This is a genomic window from Agrococcus terreus (assembly GCF_014645235.1).
In the GTDB taxonomy this organism is placed as follows: domain Bacteria; phylum Actinomycetota; class Actinomycetes; order Actinomycetales; family Microbacteriaceae; genus Agrococcus; species Agrococcus terreus.
In genome coordinates, this window is the sequence record NZ_BMLM01000001.1 from 1,752,800 (window position 1) to 1,778,928 (window position 26,129).

The 26,129-nt window shown below is 74.0% G+C and carries 27 protein-coding genes; 12 read left to right on the top strand and 15 right to left on the bottom strand.

Features of this window, described 5'->3' with window-relative positions; genetic code table 11:
• Window positions 1–19: 19 nt before the first annotated feature.
• On the bottom strand, window positions 20–1,546 hold the full coding sequence (locus IEW90_RS08505) for a SulP family inorganic anion transporter (RefSeq protein ID WP_188717719.1): 1,527 nt from the start codon (window positions 1,544–1,546) through the stop codon (window positions 20–22).
• Window positions 1,547–1,711: 165 nt separating this feature from the next.
• On the opposite strand from IEW90_RS08505, the gene IEW90_RS08510 reads away from it, so the two are divergent.
• Window positions 1,712–2,101, top strand: coding sequence for a helix-turn-helix domain-containing protein (locus IEW90_RS08510; protein ID WP_229679561.1), 390 nt, complete (start codon window positions 1,712–1,714; stop codon window positions 2,099–2,101).
• On the opposite strand, the gene IEW90_RS08515 is transcribed toward IEW90_RS08510, so the two are convergent.
• Entirely contained in the window at window positions 2,098–3,510 is a 1,413-nt protein-coding gene (locus tag IEW90_RS08515) for a dihydrolipoyl dehydrogenase family protein (RefSeq protein ID WP_188717720.1), read from the bottom strand. The genes IEW90_RS08510 and IEW90_RS08515 overlap by 4 nt on opposite strands.
• 132 nt (window positions 3,511–3,642) lie before the next feature.
• On the opposite strand from IEW90_RS08515, the gene IEW90_RS08520 reads away from it, so the two are divergent.
• Window positions 3,643–4,047: a hypothetical protein gene (locus IEW90_RS08520; RefSeq protein ID WP_188717721.1), complete on the top strand. Its 405-nt coding sequence runs from the start codon at window positions 3,643–3,645 to the stop codon at window positions 4,045–4,047.
• 102 nt (window positions 4,048–4,149) lie between these two features.
• A complete protein-coding gene (locus tag IEW90_RS08525; RefSeq protein WP_188717722.1) occupies window positions 4,150–4,800 on the top strand; it encodes an HAD family hydrolase in 651 nt (216 codons plus the stop codon).
• A 52-nt stretch (window positions 4,801–4,852) separates the two neighbouring features.
• Here IEW90_RS08525 and IEW90_RS08530 read toward each other — a convergent pair whose 3' ends face one another.
• On the bottom strand, window positions 4,853–6,064 hold the full coding sequence (locus IEW90_RS08530; protein ID WP_188717723.1) for a cysteine desulfurase-like protein: 1,212 nt from the start codon (window positions 6,062–6,064) through the stop codon (window positions 4,853–4,855).
• Between the two features lie 77 nt (window positions 6,065–6,141).
• Window positions 6,142–6,666, bottom strand: a complete 525-nt coding sequence (locus IEW90_RS08535) for a MarR family winged helix-turn-helix transcriptional regulator (protein WP_188717724.1) — start codon at window positions 6,664–6,666, stop codon at window positions 6,142–6,144.
• Between the two features lie 53 nt (window positions 6,667–6,719).
• Here IEW90_RS08535 and IEW90_RS08540 point away from each other — a divergent pair, with 53 nt between their 5' ends.
• Both IEW90_RS08540 and IEW90_RS08545 read left to right on the top strand, forming a co-directional pair.
• Window positions 6,720–6,887, top strand: a complete 168-nt coding sequence (locus IEW90_RS08540; RefSeq protein WP_188717725.1) for a hypothetical protein — start codon at window positions 6,720–6,722, stop codon at window positions 6,885–6,887.
• Between the two features lie 97 nt (window positions 6,888–6,984).
• Window positions 6,985–7,728 carry an NYN domain-containing protein gene (locus IEW90_RS08545; RefSeq protein WP_188717726.1) on the top strand — a complete coding sequence of 248 codons (744 nt, stop codon included), beginning with the start codon at window positions 6,985–6,987 and terminating at the stop codon, window positions 7,726–7,728.
• Window positions 7,729–7,753: 25 nt separating this feature from the next.
• On the opposite strand, the gene IEW90_RS08550 is transcribed toward IEW90_RS08545, so the two are convergent.
• From IEW90_RS08550 to IEW90_RS08560, 3 genes are all read right to left on the bottom strand, one after another.
• Window positions 7,754–8,851: a PQQ-dependent sugar dehydrogenase gene (locus tag IEW90_RS08550; protein WP_188717727.1), complete on the bottom strand. Its 1,098-nt coding sequence runs from the start codon at window positions 8,849–8,851 to the stop codon at window positions 7,754–7,756.
• Complete coding sequence (locus IEW90_RS08555; RefSeq protein WP_188717728.1) at window positions 8,851–9,405, bottom strand: GNAT family N-acetyltransferase; 555 nt, start codon at window positions 9,403–9,405, stop codon at window positions 8,851–8,853. Before IEW90_RS08555 ends, IEW90_RS08550 begins: the two co-directional genes overlap by 1 nt.
• Before the next feature lie 147 nt (window positions 9,406–9,552).
• A complete protein-coding gene (locus tag IEW90_RS08560; protein ID WP_229679562.1) occupies window positions 9,553–11,127 on the bottom strand; it encodes an amino acid permease in 1,575 nt (524 codons plus the stop codon).
• A gap of 195 nt (window positions 11,128–11,322) precedes the next feature.
• Here IEW90_RS08560 and IEW90_RS08565 point away from each other — a divergent pair, with 195 nt between their 5' ends.
• The 3 genes from IEW90_RS08565 (at window position 11,323) to IEW90_RS08575 (ending at window position 15,196) form a co-directional block, all read left to right on the top strand.
• Window positions 11,323–12,201: a LysR family transcriptional regulator gene (locus IEW90_RS08565; protein WP_188717729.1), complete on the top strand. Its 879-nt coding sequence runs from the start codon at window positions 11,323–11,325 to the stop codon at window positions 12,199–12,201.
• 218 nt (window positions 12,202–12,419) lie between these two features.
• Window positions 12,420–13,715 (top strand): aminotransferase family protein, encoded by a 1,296-nt coding sequence (locus IEW90_RS08570; RefSeq protein WP_188717730.1) that lies wholly within the window; start codon window positions 12,420–12,422, stop codon window positions 13,713–13,715.
• Window positions 13,712–15,196 (top strand): NAD-dependent succinate-semialdehyde dehydrogenase, encoded by a 1,485-nt coding sequence (locus tag IEW90_RS08575; RefSeq protein WP_188717731.1) that lies wholly within the window; start codon window positions 13,712–13,714, stop codon window positions 15,194–15,196. The genes IEW90_RS08570 and IEW90_RS08575 overlap by 4 nt, the downstream gene beginning before the upstream one ends.
• Window positions 15,197–15,312: 116 nt before the next feature.
• On the opposite strand, the gene IEW90_RS08580 is transcribed toward IEW90_RS08575, so the two are convergent.
• Genes IEW90_RS08580 through IEW90_RS08590 form a run of 3 tightly spaced genes read right to left on the bottom strand, consistent with a single transcriptional unit; the run spans window position 15,313 to window position 17,905 of the window.
• On the bottom strand, window positions 15,313–16,074 hold the full coding sequence (locus tag IEW90_RS08580; protein ID WP_188717732.1) for an SDR family NAD(P)-dependent oxidoreductase: 762 nt from the start codon (window positions 16,072–16,074) through the stop codon (window positions 15,313–15,315).
• A complete protein-coding gene (locus IEW90_RS08585; RefSeq protein WP_188717733.1) occupies window positions 16,071–17,135 on the bottom strand; it encodes a tartrate dehydrogenase in 1,065 nt (354 codons plus the stop codon). The genes IEW90_RS08580 and IEW90_RS08585 overlap by 4 nt, the downstream gene beginning before the upstream one ends.
• Window positions 17,132–17,905: a GntR family transcriptional regulator gene (locus tag IEW90_RS08590; protein ID WP_188717734.1), complete on the bottom strand. Its 774-nt coding sequence runs from the start codon at window positions 17,903–17,905 to the stop codon at window positions 17,132–17,134. Before IEW90_RS08590 ends, IEW90_RS08585 begins: the two co-directional genes overlap by 4 nt.
• A gap of 125 nt (window positions 17,906–18,030) precedes the next feature.
• Between IEW90_RS08590 and IEW90_RS08595 the strand changes: the two genes are divergently transcribed.
• Complete coding sequence (locus IEW90_RS08595; RefSeq protein ID WP_188717735.1) at window positions 18,031–18,864, top strand: HAD family hydrolase; 834 nt, start codon at window positions 18,031–18,033, stop codon at window positions 18,862–18,864.
• 91 nt (window positions 18,865–18,955) lie between these two features.
• A complete protein-coding gene (locus tag IEW90_RS08600; protein WP_188717736.1) occupies window positions 18,956–19,168 on the top strand; it encodes a hypothetical protein in 213 nt (70 codons plus the stop codon).
• 54 nt (window positions 19,169–19,222) lie between these two features.
• Here IEW90_RS08600 and IEW90_RS08605 read toward each other — a convergent pair whose 3' ends face one another.
• Window positions 19,223–20,131 carry a helix-turn-helix transcriptional regulator gene (locus IEW90_RS08605; RefSeq protein WP_188717737.1) on the bottom strand — a complete coding sequence of 303 codons (909 nt, stop codon included), beginning with the start codon at window positions 20,129–20,131 and terminating at the stop codon, window positions 19,223–19,225.
• Between the two features lie 130 nt (window positions 20,132–20,261).
• Here IEW90_RS08605 and IEW90_RS08610 point away from each other — a divergent pair, with 130 nt between their 5' ends.
• Together IEW90_RS08610 and IEW90_RS08615 are read left to right on the top strand one after the other, a co-directional pair.
• A complete protein-coding gene (locus IEW90_RS08610) occupies window positions 20,262–20,654 on the top strand; it encodes a (R)-mandelonitrile lyase (protein WP_188717738.1) in 393 nt (130 codons plus the stop codon).
• A 68-nt stretch (window positions 20,655–20,722) separates the two neighbouring features.
• Window positions 20,723–21,760, top strand: a complete 1,038-nt coding sequence (locus tag IEW90_RS08615; protein WP_188717739.1) for a zinc-binding dehydrogenase — start codon at window positions 20,723–20,725, stop codon at window positions 21,758–21,760.
• A 59-nt stretch (window positions 21,761–21,819) separates the two neighbouring features.
• On the opposite strand, the gene IEW90_RS08620 is transcribed toward IEW90_RS08615, so the two are convergent.
• From IEW90_RS08620 to IEW90_RS08635, 4 genes are all read right to left on the bottom strand, one after another.
• Entirely contained in the window at window positions 21,820–22,896 is a 1,077-nt protein-coding gene (locus IEW90_RS08620) for an ABC transporter ATP-binding protein (protein ID WP_188717740.1), read from the bottom strand.
• 29 nt (window positions 22,897–22,925) lie between these two features.
• A complete protein-coding gene (locus IEW90_RS08625) occupies window positions 22,926–24,266 on the bottom strand; it encodes an ABC transporter substrate-binding protein (RefSeq protein WP_188717741.1) in 1,341 nt (446 codons plus the stop codon).
• Between the two features lie 67 nt (window positions 24,267–24,333).
• Window positions 24,334–25,203: a carbohydrate ABC transporter permease gene (locus IEW90_RS08630; protein ID WP_188717742.1), complete on the bottom strand. Its 870-nt coding sequence runs from the start codon at window positions 25,201–25,203 to the stop codon at window positions 24,334–24,336.
• Complete coding sequence (locus IEW90_RS08635; protein WP_188718095.1) at window positions 25,200–26,105, bottom strand: carbohydrate ABC transporter permease; 906 nt, start codon at window positions 26,103–26,105, stop codon at window positions 25,200–25,202. The genes IEW90_RS08630 and IEW90_RS08635 overlap by 4 nt, the downstream gene beginning before the upstream one ends.
• Window positions 26,106–26,129 lie beyond the last annotated feature (24 nt).

Sequence of the window (26,129 nt, forward strand, 5' to 3'; positions counted from 1 at the left end):
CCGGCGCCGGCCGGCCGGGTCAGCCCTCGGCGCCCAGCCTGCCGGCGAGCCGCTCGCGCATCCCGGCGCTCGCGACGTTGAGGCCGCGCAGCTCGACGGCGGTGCCGAGGCGCGCGTACTTCGTCTCGATCGCGTCGAGCGCGGCGACGGTGGAGGCGTCCCAGATGTGGGAGCGGCCGAGGTCGATGACGACGCGCGCGGGGTCGTCGGCGTACGCGAACTGCGTCGTGAGGTCGTTCGACGAGGCGAAGAAGAGCTCGCCCTCGACGGCGTAGCGCGCGACCGGCGCGCCGTCCTCCTCGCCGAGCTCGCGCGTGACGCTCGCGAAGCGCGCCACGCGACGCGCGAAGGCGACCATCGCGGTGAGCACGCCCACGATCACCCCGATCGCGAGGTTGTGCGTCGCGACGACGACCGTGACGGTGACGACCATCACGACGGTCTCGCTCACGGGCATCCGCCGCAGCGTCGACGGGGCGACGCTGTGCCAGTCGAAGGTCGCGACCGAGACCATGATCATGACCGCGACGAGCGCGGCCATCGGGATGATCGCGACGACGTCGCCGAGCACCACGACGAGCACCAGCAGGAGCGCGCCGGCGAGGAAGGTCGAGACGCGCGAGCGGGCACCCGAGGCCTTCACGTTGATCATCGTCTGTCCGATCATCGCGCAGCCGCCCATGCCGCCGAAGAGGCCCGAGAGCACGTTCGCGACGCCCTGGCCCCACGACTCGCGCGTCTTCGACGACCCCGTGTCGGTGATGTCGTCGACGAGCTTCGCCGTCATGAGCGACTCGAGCAGCCCGACGAGCGCCATGGCGAGCGCCGTCGGCCCGATGATCGCGAGCGTCTCGAGCGTGAGCGGCACGCTCGGGAGGAAGAGCTCCGGCAGGCTGCGCGGCAGCTCGCCCTCGTCGCCGACGTCCGGGATGCCGTCGAGGCCGAGCGCGAGCACGGCGCCCGTGAGGAGCACGATCGCGACGAGCGGGGCCGGCACCGCCCTCGTCAGCCGCGGCATGACCACCATGATGAGGATGCCGACGGCGACGAGCGGGTAGACGAGCCACGGGACGCCGAGCAGGTGCGGCACCTGCGCCGTGAAGATCAGGATCGCGAGCGCGTTGACGAAGCCGACCATGACGCTGCGCGGGATGAAGCGCATGAGCCTGGCGACGCCGAGGAGCGCGAGCACCACCTGCAGGAGGCCCGCCAGCAGCACGGTCGCGATGAGGTGGTCGTAGCCGTGGTCGCGCATGATCGGCGCGATGACGAGCGCGACGGCGCCGGTGGCGGCGGAGATCATCGCGGGGCGCCCGCCGAGGAAGGCGATCGACACCGCCATCACGAACGACGAGAAGAGCCCGACCCGCGGGTCGACGCCCGCGATGATCGAGAACGAGATCGCCTCCGGGATGAGCGCGAGCGCCACGACGAGGCCCGCGAGCGACTCGCGCGCGAGCAGGCGCGGCGTGCGGAGGACGGTGCGGACGGCGGCCTCGTCGCGCGCGGGCGCGGATGCGGGGGCCGGTGCGGGGGCGGCGGACATGGTGCTCCTGGGGACGGCGCGGATGCGCGGCGGACGACGGGCGCGCCTCGTCGCGCAGCCTCCCGCGGCGCGATGCGCGCCGGATCGGGGAGGATGGTGGGGGCGTCGGATGCGACGCCACGACGAGCAACCCTACCCTCACGTGAGAGTAATGATGGAGGCGAGATGCCCGAGGACCCCGCGCAGGCGTCGATGACGATGCACATCGGCGAGCTCGCCGAGCGCACCGGCATGTCGCTGCGCAGCCTCCGCCACTGGGACGAGGTGGGCCTCGTGCCGCCGTCGGGCCGGACCGACGGCGGCTTCCGCCTCTACACCGACGCCGACGAGGCGCGCGTGCGCCTGCTCATGCGCATGAAGCCGCTGCGGTTCACGCTCGAGGAGATGGCCGAGCTCGCCCGCGCGCTCGACGACTCCCCCGCCGACCCGCTCGCGGCGATGGCGCCGGAGCGTGCCGCCTGGTTCCGCGCCGAGGCCGCGGAGCGCCGCGACCGCATCGAGCGGCAGCTCGCCGACGCCGACGCCGTGCTGGCACTCCTCGGCGAGCGCTCCTAGCCCAGCTCGGCGGGCCGCGGCGGCTCGGCGAGCGCCGCCCGGGCGACGAGCCCGACGATCGCCGTGTACGTCGGGTACGCGAAGCGCACGCCCGCGAGCGTCGCGACGTCGACCCCGGCCGCCATCGCGGTCGTCACCGACGAGACCACCTCGATCGCGTTCTCCCCCACCGCGTGCGCGCCGAGCACGATCGACCGCCGACGGTCGACGACGAGCTTGAGGAAGCCGGTGGTGCGGTCGTCGATCACGGCTCGGTCGAGCGCGTCGTAGCGCACGGTCGCGACGACGCATCCGGGATCGCGCTCGCGCGCCTCCGCCTCCGTCATGCCGACGCCCGCGTAGTCGGGGTCCGTGAACCCGCCCGCGGGGAGGAGCAGGTGCCCCGTGCGGCGCCCGACGCCCGCGACCGCGTGCTCGGCGGCGGCCTCGCCCTCGGACTGCGCGGCTTGCACGAGCATGTCGCGCCCGTTCGCGTCGCCGATCGCGTAGACGTGCGGCGCGGCGCTGCGGAGGTGCTCGTCGACGGGGATCGCCCCGCGCTCCGGCTCGATGCCGGCGCGGTCGAGCCCGAGCCCCTCCAGGTCGGGCGGCCACCCGGTCGCCATGATCACCGCGTCGAAGGCCTCCCGCCGCTCGCCGCCGGCATCGCGCCAGGCGAGCTCGATCGCGCCGTCGGCGGCGCGCGAGAGCCCGTCGACGCCCGCGATGCCGGTCGAGACGGTCGCGCCCGCGCGCCGGAAGGCCGCGGTCACCTCCTCGGCGATCGACGCGTCGGAGGGCATGAGGATGCGCGGCGCGACGTCGAGGAGCGTCACGGCCGAGCCGAACGCGCTCAGCACCGTCGTGAGCTGCGCGCCGGTGTTGCCGCCGCCGATGATCGCGACGCGGCGCGGCAGCGCGGGCAGGTGCAGCACCTCATCGGGCATCGTCGCGAGCTCGGCGCCCGGCACGGGCAGGCGCCGGGCGCGGCCGCCGACCGCGAGCATGATCGTCGCGGCGCGGATGCGGCGGCCGCTCTCGAGCACGAGCACGTGCGGCTCCTCGAAGCGCGCCCGCCCCTCCTCGACGAGGTCGATGCCGGCCTCGGCGAACCGGGCGACCTCGCGCTTCGCGGCGCGCACCTCGTCGACGCGGCCGTGCACGCGCTCGACGACCACCGGCCAGTCGACGCCCACGCCCGAGACGTCGACGCCGTGCTCGTGGGCCGTCCGCGCGTCGCGCACGAGCCTCGCCGCCTTCGCGAGCACGCGCGTGGGCACGCAGCCGCTGTTGACGCACGTGCCGCCGAGGTGCCGCGCCTCGAGCACGACCACCGAGGCGCCGAGCTCGCGCGCCCGCAGCGCCGCGGCCGTGCCCGCCGGCCCCGCGCCGATCACCGCGACGTCGTACTGCTCCCGTGGCTCGCCCATCCGGTCCTCCGCCCGCTCCCGCCGCGACCGCGGCCGCACAGCATCCAACGCGACCCCGATCGGCGCGCGCTCGGAGCGCCCTGGACGCGGCCCGCGACCCCGGCGTCAGCGGCCGCTCCTACCGTGGGGCGCATGACGATCCGGCCCGCCGAGTGGGATGTGCTGCACCCGCTCGACGGGCGACCGGTGGCGGTCGTGCGGCTCGTGCTGCTCGGGCCCACCCGCGAGCCGTACTACCGGGCGGTCACCCCCGAGGACGACCGCTCGCAGCGCCGGCTCATCGGCTACTGGTCGAGCGTCGACCACGCGCACGACGGCGTGCTCGCCCTCTTCGAGCGCGCCTCGGGCCGCTCCACCTCGGGCGGCGGGCGCGAGCCGGCCAGGCCGCTCGTGCCGCAGAAGCCGCCGCCGTGCGCGCCGACGGCCGCGCCTGCACGAGCGGGCGCCGCGACGGCGCGAGCGGGCGCGGCGACCGTGCGCGCGCCGCAGCGGCAGGGCTACGCGGCCAGGCCAGCTCTCCACGCCTCGCGCGCCTGAGCGTCGATCGGCGTCGATCGGCCCGAGCGTCGATCGGCCTGGGCGTCGATCGGCCTGAGCGTCGATGCCGTCGATCGGCGCGGCGCCTGGGAGGCTCGATCCATGACGGATGCCGTGCTCGACCTCGACGGCGTGCTGTCGACCCGCGACACGTTCGCGACGCTGCTCGTCGAGGCGGCGAGGCAGGCGCCCGTGCGCGGCCTCCGCAGCAGCCGCGAGCTCGTGCGGTGGGTGCGCGCCGGCCAGGACCTGCCGCGCCACGCCGCGGCCTCGCGCGAGGTCGCCGCGGCGATCCTGCGGGGGATGCGCGAGGACGAGTACGACGCGCTCGCGCTCCGGGTGGGCACGCGGCTCGGGCGCACGGCCGCGCGCGCCTCGATGCTCGCCGTCGCGGGCGAGCTGCGTGCATCCGGCGCCCACGTCGTCGTCGCCACCGGCTCCGAGGAGCGGGTGGCGGTCGCCTTCCTCGCCGCGGCGGGCGTCGAGCACGACCTCCTGCTCGCCTCGACCCTCCGGTGGACGCCCGCCGGCCCCGTCTTCGACCGGCACATCCGCGGGCCGGGGAAGCTCGCCGCGCTCCGCGACGCGGGCATCGATGTCGAGCGGCGGCGGTTCTGGACCGACTCCTTCGACGACGCGTCGACGGCCGCGGCGGCCGCCTCGACCGTGCTCGTCGCGCCCACGCGGCGGTCCGCGGCTGCCTTCCGCGCCTCCGGCATCCCGGTCGAGCCGCTGCCCGGGCGTCGGCGATGACGGAGGCGGTGTGCTGATCGCGACCGCCGCCCTGCTCGGCGGCTGACGCGCGTCAGAGGACGGCCGCGAGCCCGTCGAGGAGCCGGTCGACCTCGGCGTCGTCGGTGTAGGCGGCGATGCCGATGCGCAGGCCCCCGTCGGCGCCGGTCGCGAGCGCGCGGAACGGCACGTGGGCGTAGAACGAGCCCGCCGGCACGAGCAGGTCGCGCTCGAGGAGCGCCCGGTACGCGTCGTCGGCGGCCACGCGGTGCGGCGTGAGGAACAGCGTGGGCGTGCGCCGCGCGGCGACCGAGTGCAGGGTCAGCCGATCGCCGAGCTCGGCGAGGCCGGCCTCGATCCGGCTGCGGAGGCGCAGCTCGTGCTCGTGCACGAGCGCGTGCGCCGCGACGATGCGCTCGCGGCGCGAGGCGTCGGGGGCGACCTCGCCGTCGGCGATCGCGGCGAGGAAGTCGACGGAGGCGGTGACGCCCGCGAGCAGCTCGTACGGCAGCGTGCCGAGCTCGAACCGCTCGGGCACCCGGTCGGTGGAGGGCAGCAGCTTGTCGGGCCGGATCGTCTCGAGCAGCGCCGGGTCGGCGACGAGCGCCGCGCAGTGCGGCCCGAACAGCTTGTACGGCGAGAGCACGAGCAGGTCGGCGCCGAGCGCCCGCACGTCGACGGCCTCGTGCGCGGCGAGGTGCACCGCGTCGACGTGCACGAGCGCGCCGACCGCGTGGGCGCGCGCCGCGATCCGCGAGACCTCGGGGATCGTCCCGAGCAGGTTGGAGGCGCCGGCGACGGCGACGAGGCGCGTGCGCTCGGTGACGACCGCCTCGAGGTCGGCGAGGTCGAGGTCGGCGGTCGCCGGGTCGAGCCGCAGCCATCGCACCGTCGCCCCCACGGCCTCCGCCGCCTGGATCCACGGGCGCACGTTGGCGTCGTGGTCGAGCTCGCTCACGACCACCTCGTCGCCGGGCCTCCATCCCTTCGCGAGGGCGCGCGAGAGGTCGTACGTCAGCTGCGTCGCCGAGCGGCCGTGCACGACCCCGCCCGGCTCGCCGCCGACCAGGTCGGCGACCGCGGCGCGGTAGGCGGCGACGGCGTCGTCGGCGTTGCGCTCGCTGCGGGCGCCCGTGCCGCGGTTCGACAGCGGTCCCGTGAGGGTGCGCGCGATGGCTTCGCCGACGACCGCTGGGGTCTGCGTGCCGCCGGGCCCGTCGAAGTGGGCGATGCCCGAGGACAGGGAGGGGAAGGCGGCTCGGACGGCGGCGACGTCGTAGGGCATGGGGTCCTCTCGGGTCGGCCCGGGCGGCCCGGGTCGGGGGGGCTGCGCGACGGCCGGCGCCGCCCGCTCCTCGGACGCTACTCCCCCGGATGCTCCCCCGGCTCCCGATGCTGAGCCTCCTGCGCGCGGTCGACGGCGCCGATGAGCGTCGTCATGAGCACGTGCAGCTGCTCGAGCTGCGCGAGGTCGAGCCCGAGGCGCTCGGCCATCGTGCCGGGCACGGCGAGCGCGCGCTCGCGGAGCGCCGCGCCGTCGGCCGTGAGCGCGATGTCGAGCGTGCGCTCGTCGGCCGCGCGCCGGCCGCGCGTGACGAGGCCGGCGGCCTCGAGCCGCTTGACGAGCGGCGAGAGCGTGGCCGGATCGGCGCGCAGCGAGCGGCTGAGCTCGGTGAGCGACAGCGGCGACGATCCCCACAGCGCGAGCATGACGAGGTACTGCGGATGCGAGAGGCCGAGCGGCTCGAGCACCGGCCGGTACGCCTGCACGACGCCGCGCGACGCGACCGTGAGCGCGAAGCACACCTGCCGCTCGAGCGCGAGGGCGTCGGGCTCGTCGGCGAGCTCGATGGCGGATGGGGCGTGCGCGGCGCTCGGGATCGGCATATGCTTAGTGTACGAACCATCCGCCTACGATGCATCCGACCGAGGAGCTCGCCATGCCGCACCGCACGAAGCCCGCCGCCGCGGCCCGACCCCCGCGCGACCCGCAGAGCTTCACGCCGGGCGACCGCCGCGCGCTCACGATCCTCATCTCGATCGGCGGCGCGATCGTCCTGGGGCTCCTCGGCCTGTTCGTCGCGGTCATCGTCCTGCCGGCGCTCTGACCGGCACGGATGTGCACCGAAGCACCCTAGGCCGCGCTCGGCAGCGGCCGCTCGGTGCACGCCGGTCGCGAGAGGCTCCGCCTGGCATGCTTGCCGCATGACGACGCCTCAAGACCTGCTCGCCGTGCTCGTCGACGCCGACAACGTCGCGCCCTCGCGGATCGGCGCCGTGCTCACCGAGGTCGCGCGCGTGGGCACCGCCTCCGTAAAGCGCGTCTACGGCGACTGGACCTCGCCGAGGCTCTCGAGCTGGAAGTCGGCCGCGAGCGAGCACGTGATCCAGCCGATCCAGCAGTTCGCGAACACCGCCGGCAAGAACGCCACCGACAGCGCGCTCATCATCGACGCGATGGACCTGCTGCACGCTGGCCGCTTCGACGGGTTCTGCATCGTCTCGTCCGACAGCGACTTCACCCGGCTCGCCTCCCGCATCCGCGAGGAGGGCGTGACGGTCTACGGCTTCGGTGAGCGGAAGACGCCCGAGTCGTTCCGCAACGCCTGCGACTCGTTCACCTACCTCGAGGTGCTCGAGGCGCCCGTCGCGGACGACGCCGGCCGCGAGCCGGCCGCCGTGCCCGGCCGCGTGCCGACGAGCCGGCTGCGCAGCGACACGAGGCTCGTCGCCCGGCTGCGCGCTGCGGTCGAGACGGCGTCCGGCGAGGACGGCTTCGGCGACCTCGCGGCGGTCGGGTCGCTCATGCGGAAGCAGCATCCCGACTTCGACTCGCGCAACTGGGGCTACGCGAAGCTCTCCGACCTCGTCCGCGCGACCGAGCTCTTCGAGGTGGGCGCGCGGCCCGGCGGCGGCGTGCAGGTGCGCGACCGGCGCCGGGCCGGCTGAGCTGCAGCGGCGCTCGCTGCGACGCTCAGCCCACCGGCACCCGCAGGATCCGGTCGTCGCCGTCGCGGGGCGCCCCGCGGCCGTCGGTGTTGTTCGTGAGCACCCAGAGCGAGCCGTCGGGCGCCACGACGGCGTCGCGCAGCCGGCCCTGGCCCGCCAGCGGCTCGCTGGCGGCGCCGAGGTCGTCGAGCGGCACGGCGCGCAGCCGCGCGCCGCGCAGGTTCGCGATCACCACCTCGCCGCCCGCGACCGCGATGCCGCTCGGGCTCGCCTCCGAGGTCGCCCACTGCTGCACGGGATCGACGAAGCCCTCGCGGCCCTCCGCGCCCTCGACCTCGGGCCAGCCGTAGTTCGCGCCGGGCTCGATCACGTTGAGCTCGTCCCACGTGTCCTGCCCGAACTCCGCGGCGTACATCGTGTCGTCGTCGTCCCAGGCGATGCCCTGCGGGTTGCGGTGGCCGAGGCTCCAGACGGGCGAACCCGCGATGGGGTTGTCCGCGGGCACGGAGCCGTCGGGCTCGAGCCGCAGGATCTTGCCCGCGAGGGATCCAGGGTCCTGCGCAAGCGCCGGTTGCGCGGCGTCGCCGGTCGTGACGTAGAGCATCCCGTCGGGCCCGAACGCGATGCGGCCGCCGTTGTGGTTGCCGGCCGACGGGACGCCGTCGAGGATCGTCTCGCCGTCCGCCAGCGCGAGCGCGCCGCGCTCCCCCGTCAGCGCGTAGCGCTCAACGCGATTGCCGTCCGCCGTCGTCGAGTACGCGTACAGCCAGCCGTCCCGCACGGCGATGCCGAGCAGCCCGCCCTCGCCGCGCGCGAGCACGCCCTCGATCACGGCCACCTCGCGGAGCGCGCCGTCGTCGGCGACCTCCAGGATGCGCGCGGAGTCGCGCTCGCTCACGAGCGGCGCGCCCTCGTGGAACGCGATCGACCAGGGCGCCGCGAGTCCCTCGGCGACCGTCGTGACCGTCTCGGGCGCCGCCGAGGTCAGGGCCTCGGACGGCCCGGAGGTGCTGGCCGGCCCCGTCGCGCGCGGCGGCGGCGCATCGCTCGGCGTGCCGCACCCCGCGAGCACGAGGAGCGCGACGCCCAGGGCGGGCAGCGCAGCGATCCGTCGCACGCCCATCACCTCCCGCCCGAGCCGTGCTCCGATCCTGCCGCGCCGCGGTCGCCCGCGTCGAGCAGCAGCGTGAAGCCCACGTGCGACCCCTCGTATCCGAGCCGCTCGTAGAAGCGCTGCGCGTCCTCGCGTCGCCGGTCGGTGGTGAGCTGGACGATCGAGGCGCCGAGCGCAGGCGCGGCGTGCTCGGCGATCCAACCGAAGAGCGCCGACCCGAGCCCCGCCGACCGGTGCGCGGCGCCGACCCGCACGGCCTCGACGATGAGGCGCGTGGCGCCGCGGCGCGCCATGCACGGCATCCTCGTGAGCTGCGCGGTCGCGGCGACGGCGCCGTCGACCTCGACCACGATCAGCTCGTCGTCGGGGCTCGCGAGCACCGCCTCCATCGCCCGCGCGTACGCCGGGTCCTCGGGCAGGTCGGCGTCGCCGCGCCCGGCGGCGATCGCGTCGTCGGCGAGCGGCGCCACGAGCGACGCGAGGTCGTCGCGGGTCGCCCGCCGCACCTCGGCGGCCGCCGGCGGACCGGTGAGCGGATGCGGCAGGGCGAGGTCCGTCAGCATGCATCGATCCTGCCAGCCGCGATCCTGCCAGCCACGATCCCGCCGGCCGACGGCTCCGAGACCGCGGCGTCCGGCCGGGTGACGGGGCCACGGACGCGACGAGGGGCCCGGCGCAGGCGCCGGACCCCTCGTTCGCAGACGGAGTGGCTACTGGTGCTCGGCGCGCCCCGCGGCGCGCTGCTCCTCCTCATCGACCTCCGCGGCCGCCCGCAGCGGGCCCGCCTCGGCCGCGGCCGGCGCCCCGGCGAGCGCCGGGTCGGCGGCATCGCCGTCGCGGATGCCCGCGGCCTTGAGGTTGCGGCGCACGATCGGCCAGAACAGCACGAGCGCGCCGGCGGCGATGAAGCTCGTGAGCACCTGCGTGCGGCCGCCCTCCGTGGTGAGCATGATGCCCACGATGCCGATGGCGCCGAGGATCACGAGCACGTTGAGCCACGGGAAGAGCCACACCTTGAGCGTGAGCGCATCCTTCTCCTCCTGCGTCATCCGCGATCGCAGGCGCCACTGCGTGACGGCGATGAAGACGTAGACGAAGAGCGCCACGAGGCCGGTGGAGTTCATGATGAACTCGTAGATGCCCGAGCTCGGCGCGAGGAAGTTCACGACCGTCGCGACGAGGCCGCCGATCGTCGAGGCGATGACCGCGAGCACCGGCACGCCCCGCTTGCTGCGCTTCGCGACCGCGCGGGGTGCGAGCCGCTGCTCGGCGAGGGCCGCGAACATGCGTGAGGCCGAGTAGGTGCCCGAGTTCAGCACCGAGATGACCGCGGTGAAGATGACGATGCTCATGATCGTCTCCGCGCCCGGCACGCCGAAGAGGTCGAAGACGTAGCTGAACGGCGCGATCACGTCGGGCGAGGGCAGCTCGTCCCACGGCACGATCGTGACGATCACGAGGACGGCGCCCACGTAGAAGAGCATGACGCGCCAGATGACCGTGTGCGCGGCCTGGCGGATGCCCTTGGCCGGGTTCTCCGACTCGGCAGCGGCCATCACGGCGATCTCGGTGCCGAAGTACGAGAACAGCACGAGCGCGACGCTCGAGATGACGACGCCGAAGCCGTTGGGCATGAAGCCATCGTTCACCCAGAGGTTGTCGATCGAGATGGTCGCGTTCGGCCACAGGCCGAAGGCGAAGAGGGCGCCCACCACGAGGAAGACGACGATCGCGACGACCTTGATGCTCGCGAGCCAGAACTCCGTCTCGCCGAACGAGCGGAGCGAGATGAGGTTCGTCGTGACGAAGATCGCCAGCAGGATGAGCGAGCCGGCCCAGGCGGGCAGCGCCGGGAACCAGGCGTTCAGCATGCCGCCGCCGACGACGGCCTCGTAGGCGATGACGCCGACCCAGAAGTACCAGTAGAGCCAGCCGACGATGTAGGCGGCCCAATTGCCGAGACCGACGCGGGCGTACTCCATGAACGAGCCGACCGCGGGGCGCGCGGCCGCCATCTCGCCGAGCATCCGCATGGCGAGGAAGACGAGCAGGCCGCCGATGAGGTACGAGAGCGTCGCGGCCGGGCCGACCGACTTGATGATGTTCGCCGAGCCGACGAACAGGCTCGCGCCGATGATGCCGCCGAGCGTGATCATCGTCACGTGCCGCGAGCGGAGCTTCTTGCTCGGGCCGGGCTCCTGCAGGACGAGGCCTGACGAGGTCTCCGGCGAGACGGGGTGGTCGTAGCGGGATCGGCGCCCGCCGGTGCCCGGGATGCGTGCCATCGCAGCGCTCCTTCGTGCTGTGGTGAGGCCGTGCGGGGCGTCGCGCGGCGGTTGCTGACACTACGCCCAGCGCCATGCGCCCGATAGCGCTCCGATCCCGCGGCTCGCGACCGATCCTCGTCGGGGATCGTGACGGATCGCGCTCCGCCCTACTGTTGGGCTGACGGAACGGTGCTGACCGAACGGAGGGGCGCGATGCTCGACCTGCATCGGCTGACGCTGCTGCGCGAGGTGTGGCTGCACGGCGGCATCACCGCGGCGGCCCGCGCCCTCTCGTACAGCCACTCGGCGATCTCGCAGCAGCTCGCGCAGCTCGAGCGCGAGACGGGCACGCAGCTGCTCGAACGGGTCGGCCGCACGGCGCGCCTCACCCCCGTCGGCATCGAGCTCGTGCGCAACACGGAGGCGATCCTCGCCGCGGTGGAGCGGGCGGAGGCCGACCTCGCGACCGCGCACGAGCGCGCGCAGGGCGTCGTGACGCTCGCCGCCTTCGCGTCGATCAGCCGGGTCGCGCTGCCGCGCGTGCTCGTGCGGCTGCGAGAGGAGTACCCGGGACTCGACGTGCGCATCCGCCTCTCCACCCCCGAGGAGGCGGCGGCGCAGCTCGTGAGCCACCAGGTCGACGCCGTGCTGACCGACACCTTCCCCGGCACCGCCGACCGCCTCGGCTCCGGCGTGCGCTCGTGGCTGCTCGCGCGCGACCCGATCCGCTGCTACCTGCCGGAGGGCGTCGACGCCGCCGACCTCGAGCAGCTGCGCGCCGTGCCGTGGGTGATGGAGCCGCCGACCGCCGCGTCGACCCAGTGGGCGCTCCGCGTGTGCCGCGAGCTCGGCATCGAGCCGCGCATCGCGCACGAGTCGTCGGACGTGCTGTTCCACCTCCGGATGGTGGAGGCCGGGCTCGCCGCGGCGTTCCTGCCGGACATCGTGGTGCGGGAGGCGGGCGCGTCGCTGCGGCCGAGCGACCTGCTCCCCGCGGACCAGCACCGCAGCATCCTCTTCGTCGCCCGCGCCGGCGCGCACCGCCACCCGGCGCTCGAGGCGCTCCGGCACGCCGTCGAGCGCGAGCTCTGACCGGCGCTCGCACCGCTTCGGCCATCAGTCAGGGTCCGTCAGCGGATCCGACGAGCAACGGTCACGAAGCGTCGCTTCCTCCGACGCATGGCAACCCCTAGCGTGACCGGGAGCGGCGCCACCCCGCCGCGCGCATCGCACGCATCGTCGACACCGACCTCGACACCGCGCAGCGACACAGAGCATCGACACGAATCATCGACACGAAGGAGTCTCCGATGACCGTCACCGACACCGTCGCCACCGCGACCGGGCGCATCCTCGACGCCCCCGCCCTGTGGCCGGCGCAGGCGCACACGCCCACCGTCATCGGCCGGCAGCTCGTCATCGAGCGCGGCGAGGGCGCCTACGTGCACACGACCGACGGGCGTCGCCTCTTCGACGGCACCGCGGGGCTGTGGCACGCGAACGTCGGCCACGCGCACCGCGACCTCGCCCGCGTCGCGCACGAGCAGATGCTCAGGCTCGAGACGTACCACCAGTTCGCGCGCTATTCGAACGACCGCGCCCTCGCGCTCGGCGAGCGCCTCGCCGCGATCTCCCCCATCGAGCGGCCGAAGGTGCTGCTGAACTCCGGCGGCTCCGACGCGATCGACCTCGCCTGCAAGCTCGCGCGGCGCCACTGGCAGCGCGAGGGCCGCCCCGAGAAGACGATCATCCTCAGCCGCGAGTTCTCGTACCACGGCCTCCACGCCTACGGCACGAGCATCGCGGGCCTCGACTTCAACCGCGAGGGCTACGGCACCGACTCCCTCGTGCCCGAGACCTCTCGAGTCCCGCAGCACGACCTCGACGCGCTCGAGGCTCGCATCGCCGAGCTCGGCGCCCACCGCATCGCCGCCTTCGTCACCGAGCCCGTGCAGGGCACCGGCGGCGTGCACCCGCCGCACGACGGCTACTTCGAGCGCCTCCAGCGCATCTGCCGCGAGCACGACATCCTGCTCGTCATCGACGAGGTCATCACGGGCTTCGGCCGCACCGGCACGATGTTCGCCGCCGAGCGCTACGGCATCGAGCCCGACCTGCTCACCTTCGCGAAGGGCGTGACCTCGGGCTACGCGCCGCTCGGCGGCGTGCTCGCGGCCCCGCGCATCTGGGAGCCGTTCTTCGTCGACAGCCCCGAGACGCCGATCTTCCGCTGGGGCGCCACCTACTCGGGGCACGCCACCGCCGCCGCGGTCGCCCTCGAGCACCTCGACATCCTCGAGCGCGACGGCCTGCTGCCGCGCGTCGCCGAGCTCGAGCAGGTGCTCGCGCGCGAGCTCGCAGGCCTCGCGGAGCGCCGCCCCGAGGTCGTCGACGTGCGCGTCGCGGGCCTCCTCGGCGGCATCTCGCTCGCCGAGCACCTCGTCGCGGAGCGCGTGACGGACGCGCTCGTCGAGCTCGGCTTCATCTCGCGGCCGCTGCGCGGCAACACGCTGCAGATCAGCCCGCCCTTCATCATCGACGACGCGGAGCTCGTCTCCTTCGTCGCCGCCATCGAGCACGCGATCACCGAGGAAGGCTCCCGATGACCCTCACCGCCCAGCAGTTGCCGCTCATCGCGGCCGACCCCGCCCGCCTGCGGACCGCCGACCGCGTCATCGCGGGCCTCGGCCTCCCCGCCGACGGCATCGCCGTCCACGATCCCGCGACGGGCGAGCGCATCGCCTCGATCGCCGACGTCGACGTCGCGGGCTCGCTCGACGCCGTCGCCCGCGCCGACGCCGCCGGCCGCTCCTGGGCCCGCACGACGCCGCGCCAGCGCGCCGACGTGCTCCACGCCTGGTACGCGCTGCTCGTCGAGCACGCCGACGACCTCGCGCACCTCATCACGCGCGAGATGGGCAAGCCGCTCGCCGAGGCGCGCGGCGAGGTGCAGTACGGCGCCGACTTCGTGCGCTGGTACGCCGAGGAGGCCGTGCGGCCGCGCGGCGACTGGCGGGAGTCGCCCTCGGGCGGCTCGCAGATCGTCACGCGACGCTCCCCCGTGGGCCTGTCGGTGCTCATCACGCCGTGGAACTTCCCGCTCGCGATGGCCACCCGCAAGATCGCGCCCGCGCTCGCCGCCGGCAACGCCGCGATCGTGAAGCCCGCCACCCTCACGCCGCTCACGACGATCCTCGCCGTCGAGCTCGGCCGCCGCGCCGGCATCCCCGAGGACCTCGTGCAGGTCGTCACGACCTCGAGCTCGTCGGCGTTCAGCGAGGCCGTGCTGCGCGACGAGCGGGTGCGGAAGGTCTCGTTCACCGGCTCGACGCCCGTGGGCCGCACGCTGCTCGAGCTCGCCTCCGCCAACGTGCTGCGCACCTCGATGGAGCTCGGCGGCAACGCGCCGCTCATCGTCTTCGACGACGCCGACCTCGAGCGCGCCGTCGAGGGCACCCTCGCGGCGAAGCTCCGCAACGGCGGGCAGTCGTGCATCGGCGCCAACCGCATCTACGTGCAGGACGGCATCGCCGACGCGTTCGTCGAGGCGCTCGCCGAGCGGCTCGCGGCCGTGCGGCTCGGCTCCGGCCTCGGCGAGGACACGACCCTCGGCCCCGTCATCGACGACCGCGCCGTGCGATCGATGCAGGCGCTCACGGAGGACGCGGTCGCGCACGGCGCGGAGCTGCGCGTCGGCGGCACGGCGGTCGACGGCCCCGGCCACTTCTTCGCCGCGACGCTGCTCGACCGCGTCTCGCCCGAGTCGCAGATCGCGCAGACCGAGATCTTCGGCCCCATCGCCGCGGTGCAGCGCTTCTCGACGCAGGAGGAGGCGATCGCGCGCGCCAACAACACCGAGTTCGGCCTCGCCGGCTACGTCTTCTCCGAGAGCCTCGACCGCGCGCTCAACGTGGCGGATGCGCTCGAGACCGGCATCGTCGGCATCAACCAGGGCGTGCCCTCGAACGCCGCGGCACCGTTCGGCGGCGTGAAGCAGTCGGGCGTGGGCCGCGAGGGCAGCGCGGAGGGGCTCGAGGAGTACGAGAGCATCCGCTACTTCAGCATCGCGCGGCGCGAGACGCGCTGACGGCTGCTGCCGCTCGAAGGCCCCGGAGGTCCTGCCTCCGGGGCCTTCGGCGTGTCGGGGTGGTCTCGAGACGCGCGCCGCCTGCGGCGGCGCGCTCCTCGACCAGCGGTGGGCGGCTACTGGGCCAGGTAGCCGCCGTCGACGGGGATGGAGACGCCCGTCACGTAGGCGGCCTCCGGGCTGGCGAGGTAGGCGACCGCCGCCGCGACGTCGGTCGGATCGGCGATGCGGCCGAGCGGGATCGCCGCGGCCACGCGCCGCTCGGTCGCCGCCGGGTCGTCCTGCGCCGCCACCCACTCCTCGTAGAGCGGCGTGCGCGTCATGCCCGGCGCGACCGCGTTGACGCGGATGCCGAGCGGCGCGAGCTCGACCGCCGCCGCGGTGGTCAGCGCGAGCAGCGCGCCCTTCGACGCGCTGTAGACACCCATGGTGGGCACGCCGATGCTCGCGAGGCGCGAGGTGACGTTCACGATCGCCCCGCCGCGGGCGGCGTCGCGCATCGCGCGTCCGGCCGCCTGCAGCACCGCGATGGCGGCGAGCGCGTTCGTCTCGAAGGTCGCCCGCACCTCCGCCGCCGGCACGTCGAGCAGCGGGCCGGTGTGGTCGATGGCGGCGTTGTTCACGAGCACGTCGATGCCGCCCGTGAGCGCCACCGCGCTCGCGACGACCGCCTCGGCCGCCCCCTCCTCGGTCAGGTCGGCCTGCACGAAGCGGGCGAGCGGCGCGAGCTCGCGCTCGACCGCTCGGCCGCGCTCCTCCGAGCGCCCCGTGACGACGACGAGGTAGCCGTCGGCGACGAGCCGGCGCGCGATCTCGACGCCGATGCCCGAGGTGCCGCCCGTGACGAGCGCGACCCGGCGCCGCTCGTCGGGCGTCACTGCGCTCCCTGGCCCTGGTCGACCTCGTCGAGCCGCCGCAGCACGTCGTCGACGCACTCCTGCGTCGAGGCGGTGCCGCCCAGGTCGCGCGTCGAGACGCCCGAGGCGAGGCTCGAGAAGCACGCGTCGAGCAGCACGGCGGCGGCCTCCTCCTCGCCGAGGTGGTCGAGCATCATCGACGCCGCCCAGATCGCGGCGGTCGGGTTCGCGAGCCCCTTCCCGGCGATGTCGGGCGCCGAGCCGTGCACCGGCTCGAACAGCGACGGCGCGGAGCGGTCGGGGTTGAGGTTGGCGCTCGGGGCGATGCCGATCGAGCCCGCGACGGCGGCCGCGAGGTCGGAGAGGATGTCGCCGAACAGGTTGGAGGCGACCACGACGTCGAGCGAGCCCGGCGCAAGCACGAAGCGGGCCGCGAGCGCGTCGATGAGCACGCTGTCGACCTCCACGCCCTCCGCATCCGCCACCTCGCGCACGACCTCGTCCCAGAACGGCATCGTGTGGATGATGCCGTTCGACTTCGTCGCCGAGATGAGGGTCCCGGTGCGCTCCTTCGAGAGCGAGGCCGCGTAGCGCGTGATGCGCTCGATGCCGCGGCGCGTGAAGATCGCCTCCTGCACGGCGAGCTCGTCGGGCGTGCCGCGGCCGTAGCGGCCGCCGATCTCGCTGTACTCGCCCTCGACGTTCTCGCGCACGATGAGCACGTCGATCTCGGTGGCGCCCTCGCGCCCCGGCACGGTGCGCACGGGGCGGAGGTTCACGTACTGCTGGAAGGCGCGGCGGATCGGGATGAGGAGGCCCCAGAGGGTCACGTCGTCCGGGATGCCGGGGTCGCCGACGGCGCCGAGGAAGATCGCGTCGCCGGTGCGCAGCTGGTCGAGGCCGTCCTCCGGCATCATCGAGCCGTGGGCGCGGTAGTGGTCGGAGCCCCAGTCGCGGTGGCGCCACTCGACCTCGAAGCCGAAGCGCCGCGCCACCGCGTCGACGCAGGCGAGCGCGGCGGGCACGACCTCCTGGCCGATGCCGTCGCCGGCGATGACGTCGACGACGTGCCGGCGGCTCATGCGCGCACCGCCTCGGCGTCGGTGGCCGCGCCGTGGTCGGCATCGGCGCTGCTCTCATCGGCACTGCTCTCATCGGCACCGGCTCCGGCCTCCAGCGAGGCGACGATCGAGCGCTCCGCGTCGTCGAGGTGCGCCGCCCACACGGCGACGGCGCGGTCGGCGTCGGTGCCGCGCAGCGCCTCGAGGCGCGACTCGTGCTCGTGCGCGAGATCGGCGGGGGTCGCGTAGCTCGCGCGCAGCAGCGCGACGACGAGCCGCGACTCGGCGGCGACCGCGGCGAAGAGGCGGCTCAGGCGCGGCGAGCCCGCCGCGTCGACGACCGCCGCGTGGAACGCGAGGTCGGCGTCGGGGCCGTCGCCCCACGCGTCGCCGACGGCGCGGAATGCGCCCATCGCGCGCTCGATGCCGACGGTGTCGAGGCGCTGCTCGACCACCGCGCGCACGGCCTCGCACTCGATGAGGCGGCGCATCCGGTACAGGTCGGCGACGTCGGCGGCCGAGAACGTGCGCACCCGCGCGCTCTGGCCGGGCTCGCGCTCGAGCAGGCCCTCGGCGACGAGCCGCTGGACGGCGATGCGGACGGTGGGGCGCGCGATGCGCAGCTGCTGGGCGAGCACGGTGTCGCGCAGCTCCTGCCCGGCCTCGAGCGCGCCCGAGAAGAGGAGGCCGCGGAGGTGCTCGGCGGCGGCGTCCGCGACGGAGACGGCGGTGAGGCTCGCGCCGGCGGCGAGGCCGGCGGGCGCGCTCGGCGCGATGGTGGGGGCGGGCATGGGGCTCCTGACGTCGGAGGCGGGATGGCCCTGCCTGTATAACAGGCAACCAGGCTCACCGCCAAGGCGGATCGCCGCATCCCGGTGCATGGGTCCGCGCTCTGGGACCATGGAGGCGAGCCACGATGACCCAGACCCACGCCACGCACGCCCTGCCCTCCGCCGCCGACCTCCGCCTCGTCGTCTCCGACATGGACGGCACCTTCCTCGACGGCACGGGCGCGCCGCCGCCCGGCTGGGCCGACCTCGCGGCCGAGCTCGCCCGCCGCGGCGTCGCGTTCGCACCCGCGAGCGGGCGGCAGCACGCCGCGATCGTCGGCGTGCTGGAGCCCGGCGCCGAGACGGTCGTCATCGCCGAGAACGGCGCGCACGTCCGCCGCGGCGACGAGCTGGTCGCGGCGGCACCGCTCCCCCTCGGCCGTGCGGACGCCGCGCTCGCCGCGGTGCGCGCGATGCCGGCACCCGACCACGACGTGGGCGCGGTGCTCTGCGGCGTGCGCTCGGCGTACGTGGAGCGCGACGACGAGGCGTTCCTCGAGCACGTCCACCGCTACTTCCGGGCGCTCGAGATCGTCGACGACCTCGCCGACGTCGACGACGAGATCGTGAAGGTCTCGGTGCTCGACCTGCGCGCCCCCGACTCCGACGTCGCCGAGCGGCTCGCCGCGGCGCTGCCCGACCTCACCGTGCGCTCGGGCTCGCGACACTGGATCGACGTGCAGCGGCCGGACGTCGACAAGGGCACCGCGGTGCGCGCCCTGCAGGAGCGGCTCGGCATCACCGCCGAGCAGACGCTCGTCTTCGGCGACTACCTCAACGACCTCCCGATGTTCGAGGCCGCCGCGCACACCGTCGCGATGGCGAACGCGCACGACGCCGTGCTCGCAAGCGCCCGCCACGTCGCGCCCTCGAACGACGAGCAGGGCGTCGTGCGCACCCTCCGGGCGATCCTCGGCTGAGGCCATCCCCGCTGGTCGAGGAGGCCCCGCCCGCAGGGCGCTGCCGTCTCGAGACCTCGACGCCTGTCCCCCGATCTGCGACGATCGGCAGATGAGCCGCCACACGACGAAGCAGGAGGCCGAGGCGCACGTGCGCGAGCGCCTGCAGGCCCTCGACCCCGAGCAGACGCTCGCCTGGGCCGCCATCGAGCGGCTGGCGGTGCGCCACGACCCGCGGGCGACGCTCGCCGAGAGCTACGAGGCGGCCGAAGGCGAAGACCTCGAGCGCGTCGTCGCGCAGGTGCGCGACAACCGCCTCCGCTGACGGCGGGCCGCAGCGACCGCCTCGACCGTCGACAGCGCGCGGCGCTGCGCAGGCTCAGCCCTTCGCGACCGCGCCGCGCCGCTTGGTGGCCGCGGTGGGATCCGCCCTCGCGAGGACTCCCTCGCTCGCCGCCCACGACGCGAGCAGCCGCAGCGCATCCGCGCTCGCCGAGCCCGGCACCGCCGGGTACGTCGTGAGCGTCATGCCGCGATCCCCGTGCAGCGGCACCGAGAGGTAGTGCAGCTCGAGCTCGCCCACCACCGGATGCACGAAGCGCTTCATGCCGGCGTAGTGGCGCCGCACGTCGTGCGCCGCCCACAGCGTGCGGAACTCCTCGCTCCGCATCGACAGCTCGCCGATGAGCGATGCGAGCCCCGCGTCGTGCGGGTTCCGGCCCGCCTCGCCGCGCAGGATCGCGACATTCGTGTCGGCGCTGCGCTGCCAGTCCGAGAAGAAGTCCTTCGCGCGCGGGTCGAGGAAGATGAAACGCGAGATGTTGACCGGCCGCTCGGCCCCGGCGTACATCGGCGAGTGCAGCGCGTGGCCGAGCTCGTTGCCCGCGACGAGGTCCATGCGGTGGTTGAGCACGATCGCCGGCGCCTCGGTGATGGCGTCGAGCAGGTAGCGCACCTCGGGCCGCACCTCGGTTGCCAGCGGCCTCCGCTGCGCGCGCGGGGACGCCTGCGACGCTCGGGCGAGGTCGAACAGGTGCTCGCGCTCGGCGTCGTCCAGCTGCAGCGCGCGGGCGATCGCGTCGAGCACCTCGTCGGAGACGCCGCCGAGGTTGCCGCGCTCGAGCCGCGTGAAGTAGTCGACGCTGACGCCGGCGAGGCGCGCGACCTCCTCGCGCCGCAGGCCGGTCACGCGCCGGCGGTCGCCGAAGGTCTCGACGCCGGCCTGCTCCGGCGTGATCCGGGCGCGGCGGCTGACGAGGAACTCCCTGACCTCGGCACGGTTGTCCATGGCCTCGACGGTAGCCCTCGCACATCGGCCCGAGGGAGGGTCTGCCGGAACCCGTCACGGCAGGGCTCTCCCTCGATCCCCCGCGACGCGGTGAGGTGGATGCATCCCGTCCGACGACCGAGGAGGCACCATGCAGCTCCATCGCCACCCCACGACGAAGAACCCGCCCGAGCAGTTCACGGGCGACGTCTGGCTCGACCCCGTCGCGACGCCCGGCGTCGACGGCCAGCAGGCGAGCGCCGGCATCGTGCGCTTCGCGCCCGGCGCCCGCACCGCCTGGCACTCGCACCCCGGCGGCCAGACCCTCCACGTCGTCGAGGGCATCGCCTTCGTGCAGGCCCGCGGCGGCGAGCGCGTCGCCGTTCGCGCCGGCGAGACCGTCATCTGCCCGCCGGACGAGGAGCACTGGCACGGCGCGGCGCACGACTCCTTCATGACGCACGTCGCGGTCTGGGACACCCTGCCCGGCCAGCCTGCCGCCGTCTGGGGCGAGCACGTCACCGACGCCGAGTACGGCGCCTGACCGCCCCGATCCCCACACCCGATCCATCCCACCGCCCGTCCACCGGACGGGCCCAGAGAGGAGCGCTCATGCGAGCCACCCTGATGTACGGCGCGGGCGACGTCCGCGTCGCCGAGGTCGCCGATCCGACGATCGTCGAGCCCACCGACGCCATCATCCGCGTCACCCACGCGTGCGTCTGCGGATCCGACCTGCACCCGTACCACGACCTGGAGGCGACGCCCGAGGGCCGGCCGATGGGCCACGAGGCCATCGGCGTCGTCGAGGAGCTCGGCGCCGACGTCACCACCCTGTCGGTGGGCGACACCGTCATCGTCCCGTTCGCGTTCTCGGACGGCACCTGCGCCTTCTGCCGCGACGGCATCACCACCTCGTGCGTGCACGGCGGCTTCTTCGACGCGCTCGAGACGGGCGCGACGCAGGCGGAGCGCCTCCGCGTGCCGCAGGCCGACGGCACGGCCGTCGTCATCCCCGCAGGCACCGACGAGTCGCTCATGCCCTCGCTGCTCACGCTCTCGGACGTCTACCTCACCGGCCACCACGCGGCCGTGCGCGGCGGCGTCGAGGCGGGGAGGAGCGTCGTCGTGATCGGCGACGGTGCCGTCGGCCTCTCGGCCGTGCTCGCCGCGAAGCAGCTCGGCGCCGAGACGATCATCCTCATGGGCCGCCACGCCTCGCGCACCGACCTCGGCCGCGAGTTCGGCGCCACCCACGTCGTCGCCGAGCGCGGCGAGGAGGGCATCGCGAAGGTGCTCGAGCTCACCGGCGGCGAGGGCGCGCACGTCGTGCTCGAGGCCGTCGGTCACATGCCGGCCTACGAGCAGGCCTACGGCGTCGTCCGCCCCGGCGGCACGATCTCGCGCGTCGGCGTGCCGCAGTACGAGGAGGCGCCGGTCGGCTTCGCGTCGCTGTTCGGCAAGAACGCCACCCTCACGGGCGGCCCCGCCACGGTGCGCGCCTACCTCGAGCAGGCGCTCCCGCTCGTGCTCGACGGCACGATCGAGCCCGGCCGCGTCTTCGACCGCGAGCTGCCGCTCGACGAGATCGCCGAGGCCTACCGGCTCATGGATTCGCGCGAGGCGCTCAAGGTGCTCATCCGGCCGTAGCGCGACGCGACGACGAGGGCCCCGCCGAGCAGCGGGGCCCTCGTCGTCGTGCGCGTGGGTCAGCGGATGCGGTGGCCCGTCGTCGGCTCGAACGCGAGCACCGCGTCGCCCCGAACCGCGAAGGCGAGCTCGTCGCCGATCGCGGGGCGCGCGCCCTTCGGCAGGCGCGCCGTCCAGCGGGCGCCGTGGCCGGTGCCGTAGACGAACGTGTCGGAGCCGAGCTCCTCCACGAGATCGACGACGAGCCGGATGGCCGCGGCGTCCTCGGCCGGCGCGGCCACGAGCTCGAGGTCCTCGGGCCGGATGCCGTAGGTGAGCGCCGTGCCGGAGTGCGGCGCGGACGCGCGGAACGGCAGCGCGAGGTCGCCCACGCGCGCGCCCTCCGCATCCGACCACGAGCCCTCGACGAGGTTCATCTGCGGCGAGCCGATGAAGCCCGCGACGAACAGCGTCTCGGGCTCGTCGTAGAGCTCGCGGGGCGTGCCGACCTGCTCGATGCGGCCGTGGTTCATGACGACGACGCGGTCGCCCATCGTCATCGCCTCCGTCTGGTCGTGCGTGACGTAGACGGTCGTGACGTCGAGGGTGCGCTGCAGGGCCGCGATCTGGCCGCGGGTCTGCACGCGCAGCTTGGCGTCGAGGTTCGACAGCGGCTCGTCCATGAGGAACACGGCCGGCCGGCGCACGATCGCCCGCCCCATGGCGACGCGCTGCCGCTGGCCACCCGAGAGCTCGCGCGGCTTGCGCTCGAGCAGGCCGTCGAGCTCGAGCAGCGCCGCCGCGTCGGCCACGAGGCGCTGCCGCTCGGCGGCCGGCACCTTGGTGTTCTTCAGCGAGAACTCCATGTTGCCGGCCACCGTCATGTGCGGGTAGAGCGCGTAGCTCTGGAACACCATGGCCACGTCGCGCTCGCTGCCGTCGAGGCCCGTCACGTCGCGGTCGCCGAAGGCGATGCTGCCCGACTCGGGGAACTCGAGCCCCGCGAGGGCCCGCAGCGTCGTCGACTTGCCGCATCCGGACGGCCCGACGAGCACCAGGAGCTCGCCGTGCTCGATCTCGAGGTCGATCGCGTCGATCGAGGGCCTCGAGGCGCCCGGGTACGTGAGGGTGAGGCCTGCCAGCGAGACGTTGACCATGGTGGTCCTGCTTCCTTCAGAGGTGGTCGTCAGCCCTCGAGCTGCGGCCGGAGGTCGTTCTCGTACAGGCCCTCGAGCTCCGTCTGGAGCGACGCGAGCGACTCGGCGACGTCCGCATCCGTGGTGAGGATCCGCTGCAGCGCGGTCGCGAGCGCCAGGTCGCCGCCCGGGAGGAACACGCGCAGGTAGTCCTGGGTGCGCGTGCGGGTCTCGAGCTGCTCGACCGCGACCCGGAAGTTCGGGTTCTCGGCGTAGAGCGCGCTGGCGTCGGCGTCGGAGCGGACCGGCACGTAGCCCGTCTGCGACGAGAACGTCACCGTGTGCTCGGCCGACGTGAGGTGGTCGGCGAGCATCGCCGCTGCGAGCTGCTCCTCGGGGGTCGAGGCCGACGAGATGGCGATGCCGGCGCCGCCCGTGGGCACGACGAGCTCCTGCTCGACCGGGCCGCCGGGGAGCATCGCGACGCCCACCTCGAACCCGGCCGTCTCGGTGACGCCGCCGAGCGAGCCCGTGGAGCCGATGAACTGGCTCGTGGCACCCGCGGCGAAGTCGTCGGCCGGCGAGCCGCTCGAGACGTTGGCCCAGCCGTCCTGCACCGCGTCCTGCGCGAACTGCACGGCCGCGACGGTCTCGTCGCTCGTGACGGCGCTCGCGTCCCACTCGTCCGACCAGCCGCCGCCGTAGCCCCAGACGATGTTGTTCATCATCCAGGCGGGGTAGTCCTCGGCGGGCGGGAAGCTGAAGGCGGTCTCGGTCACGCCGGCGTCGATGAGCGCCTGCGAGTTCTCGGCGACCTCCTCCCACGTGGTGGGCGCCTCGGCGATGCCGGCCTCGGCGTAGTGGTCGGCGTTGTAGTAGTAGATCGTCGTCGAGCGCGCGTACGGCACGGCGTAGTGCGCGTCCTCGTAGAGGTAGTCGTCGAAGAGCGTCGTGTTGTACGTCGACGAGTCGCCGCCGGCGGCCGCGAACACGTCGTCGACGGGCAGCAGCGAGCCGTTGACGTGGTTCGTGAACCACGTGGCGTCCGACATGACGACGAGGTCGCCGACGTCGCCCGAGGTCTGCGCGGTCTGGAAGCGCTGCGAGACCTCCTCGTAGTTGGCGCCGGCGGTCACGATCTCGACCTCGATGCCGGTCTCCTCGGTGAACGAGTCGACGAGCTCCTGCTCGATGGCCTGCGAGCCGCCGGGGTGGTTGGTCCAGAAGCTGATCGACTCGGCGGGCTCGACGGCCGACCAGTCGGTCTCGGCGGCGGCGTCCGCGCCGGTCGAGCCGACGGCGGGGCCGCAGGCGGTGAGGGTGACCGCGGCGATGCCGAGCGCGGCCATCGCGGTCGTGGCGCGCGCGGCGCGCTGGGGGGTGCGGGACATGGATGCTCCTCGTGGGTGCGGTGGGTGATGGTTGGTCGGTCGGTCGGTGGGGTCGGATGCGCCGCGGCTACTTGACGGCGCCCTGCGTGAGCCCGCTCACGATGAAGCGCTGCAGGGCGGCGAAGACGACGAGCACGGGCACGATGACGAGCACGGCGCCGGCCATGAGGTAGCCGTAGCTGCCGGTCTGGCCCTCGATCGACTGCAGGAGGTTGAGGCCGACGGGCAGGGTCATCATGTGGACGGAGTCGGTGATGATGAGCGGCCACATGAAGCTGTTCCACTCCCCCACGATCGTCACGAGCGCGACGGTGGCGATGGTGGGCGCCGAGACGGGCGCGACGATGCGCCACAGCCGCTTCGCGTGCCCCGCGCCGTCGAGCGCCGCCGCCTCCAGGAGGTCCTTCGGGAGGGTCTTGAACTGCTGGCGCAGCAGGAAGGTGCCGAACGCGGTGCCGAGCCCGGGGAGGATGATGCCCCACAGGGTGTTGCGCCCGCCGAGCGCCGAGATGGTCATGTAGTTGGGCAGCAGCGCGGCCTCCGGCGGCACCATGAGCGCCACGAGGATCGCGAGGAACACCGCGTTCTTGAACCGGAAGTCGATGAACACGAGCGCGTACGCGGTCGTGACCGCGAGCACGACCTTGATGACCGATCCGACGATCGTGACGATGAGGCTGTTGCCGAGCACCGTGAGCAGCGGCACCGTGCCCGCCACGTGCCGGTAGTTGTCGAGCGTCGGCTCCTGCGGCAGGAACGTGGGCTGCATCGTGATGATCTCGCCCGCGGGCTTGAACGACGCGACCGCCATCCAGAGGAGCGGCAGCACGATGATCGCCATCGCGATGAGGATCGGCAGGTAGCCGCCGGCGACGGTCGCGGCGAGGTTGCGGCGCGAGAAGGCCTGGCGCCACTCGGAGACGTGGATCGCGCTCATGCGTAGTGCACCCGCTTCTCGACGTACCGCATCTGGAACGCGGTGATGGCGAACAGCACGACGAAGAGCACGACCGAGATCGCTGCGGCGTAGCCGGCGTTCTGGTACGGCCCGAAGCCCTGCAGGTACAGCTCGAACACGATCGTGTTCGTGCCGTTGCCCGACGGCGTCATGATCTTGAGGATGTCGAACGCCTGCATCGAGCTGAGGATCGTCGTCACGGTCAGGAAGAAGACGGTGGGCGACAGCAGCGGCAGCGTCACGCGGAAGAAGCGGCGGAGCGCCCCGGCGCGGTCGATGCGCGCCGCCTCCATGAGGTCCTTCGGGATCGACTGAAGGCCCGCGAGGAAGACGACGGCGCAGAAGCCGAGGTTCTTCCAGACGTAGACGATCATCACCATGACGAGCGCGAGGTCGCCGTCGAGGTACCACTCGGGCGAGCGCGCGCCGAGGGTGCGCAGCACGTGGCCGAGCACGCCGAGCTGCGGGTCGAAGATGAAGTTCCACACCATCCCGACGCCCACGCCCGAGAGCACGTAGGGCGCGAAGATCGCGGTGCGGCCGGCGGTGACGCCCGGGACGCGGTGGTTGAGCGCCAGCGCCACCAGCAGCCCCAGCACCATCGACGCGAGCACCGTGACGACCGTGAACGTGATGGTGACGCGCCACATCTCGGCGCCCGCGGGCGAGGTGAACAGGCGCACGTAGTTGTCGAACCCCGCGTTCGTGGCCCGGGTCGAGCCCATCCGCCAGTTGAGCGTCGAGTAGAACAGGTTGCTCAGCAGCGGGTAGTAGATGAACGCGGCGATGAGCAGCAGGTTCGGCCCCGCGAAGGCGAGGAAGACCAGCGCGTCGCGGCGCCGCCGGCGCGAGCGATGCGGGTTGGTGGTGGGCACCCGCAGAGGCTGTCGAGCCGGTCTGAACCG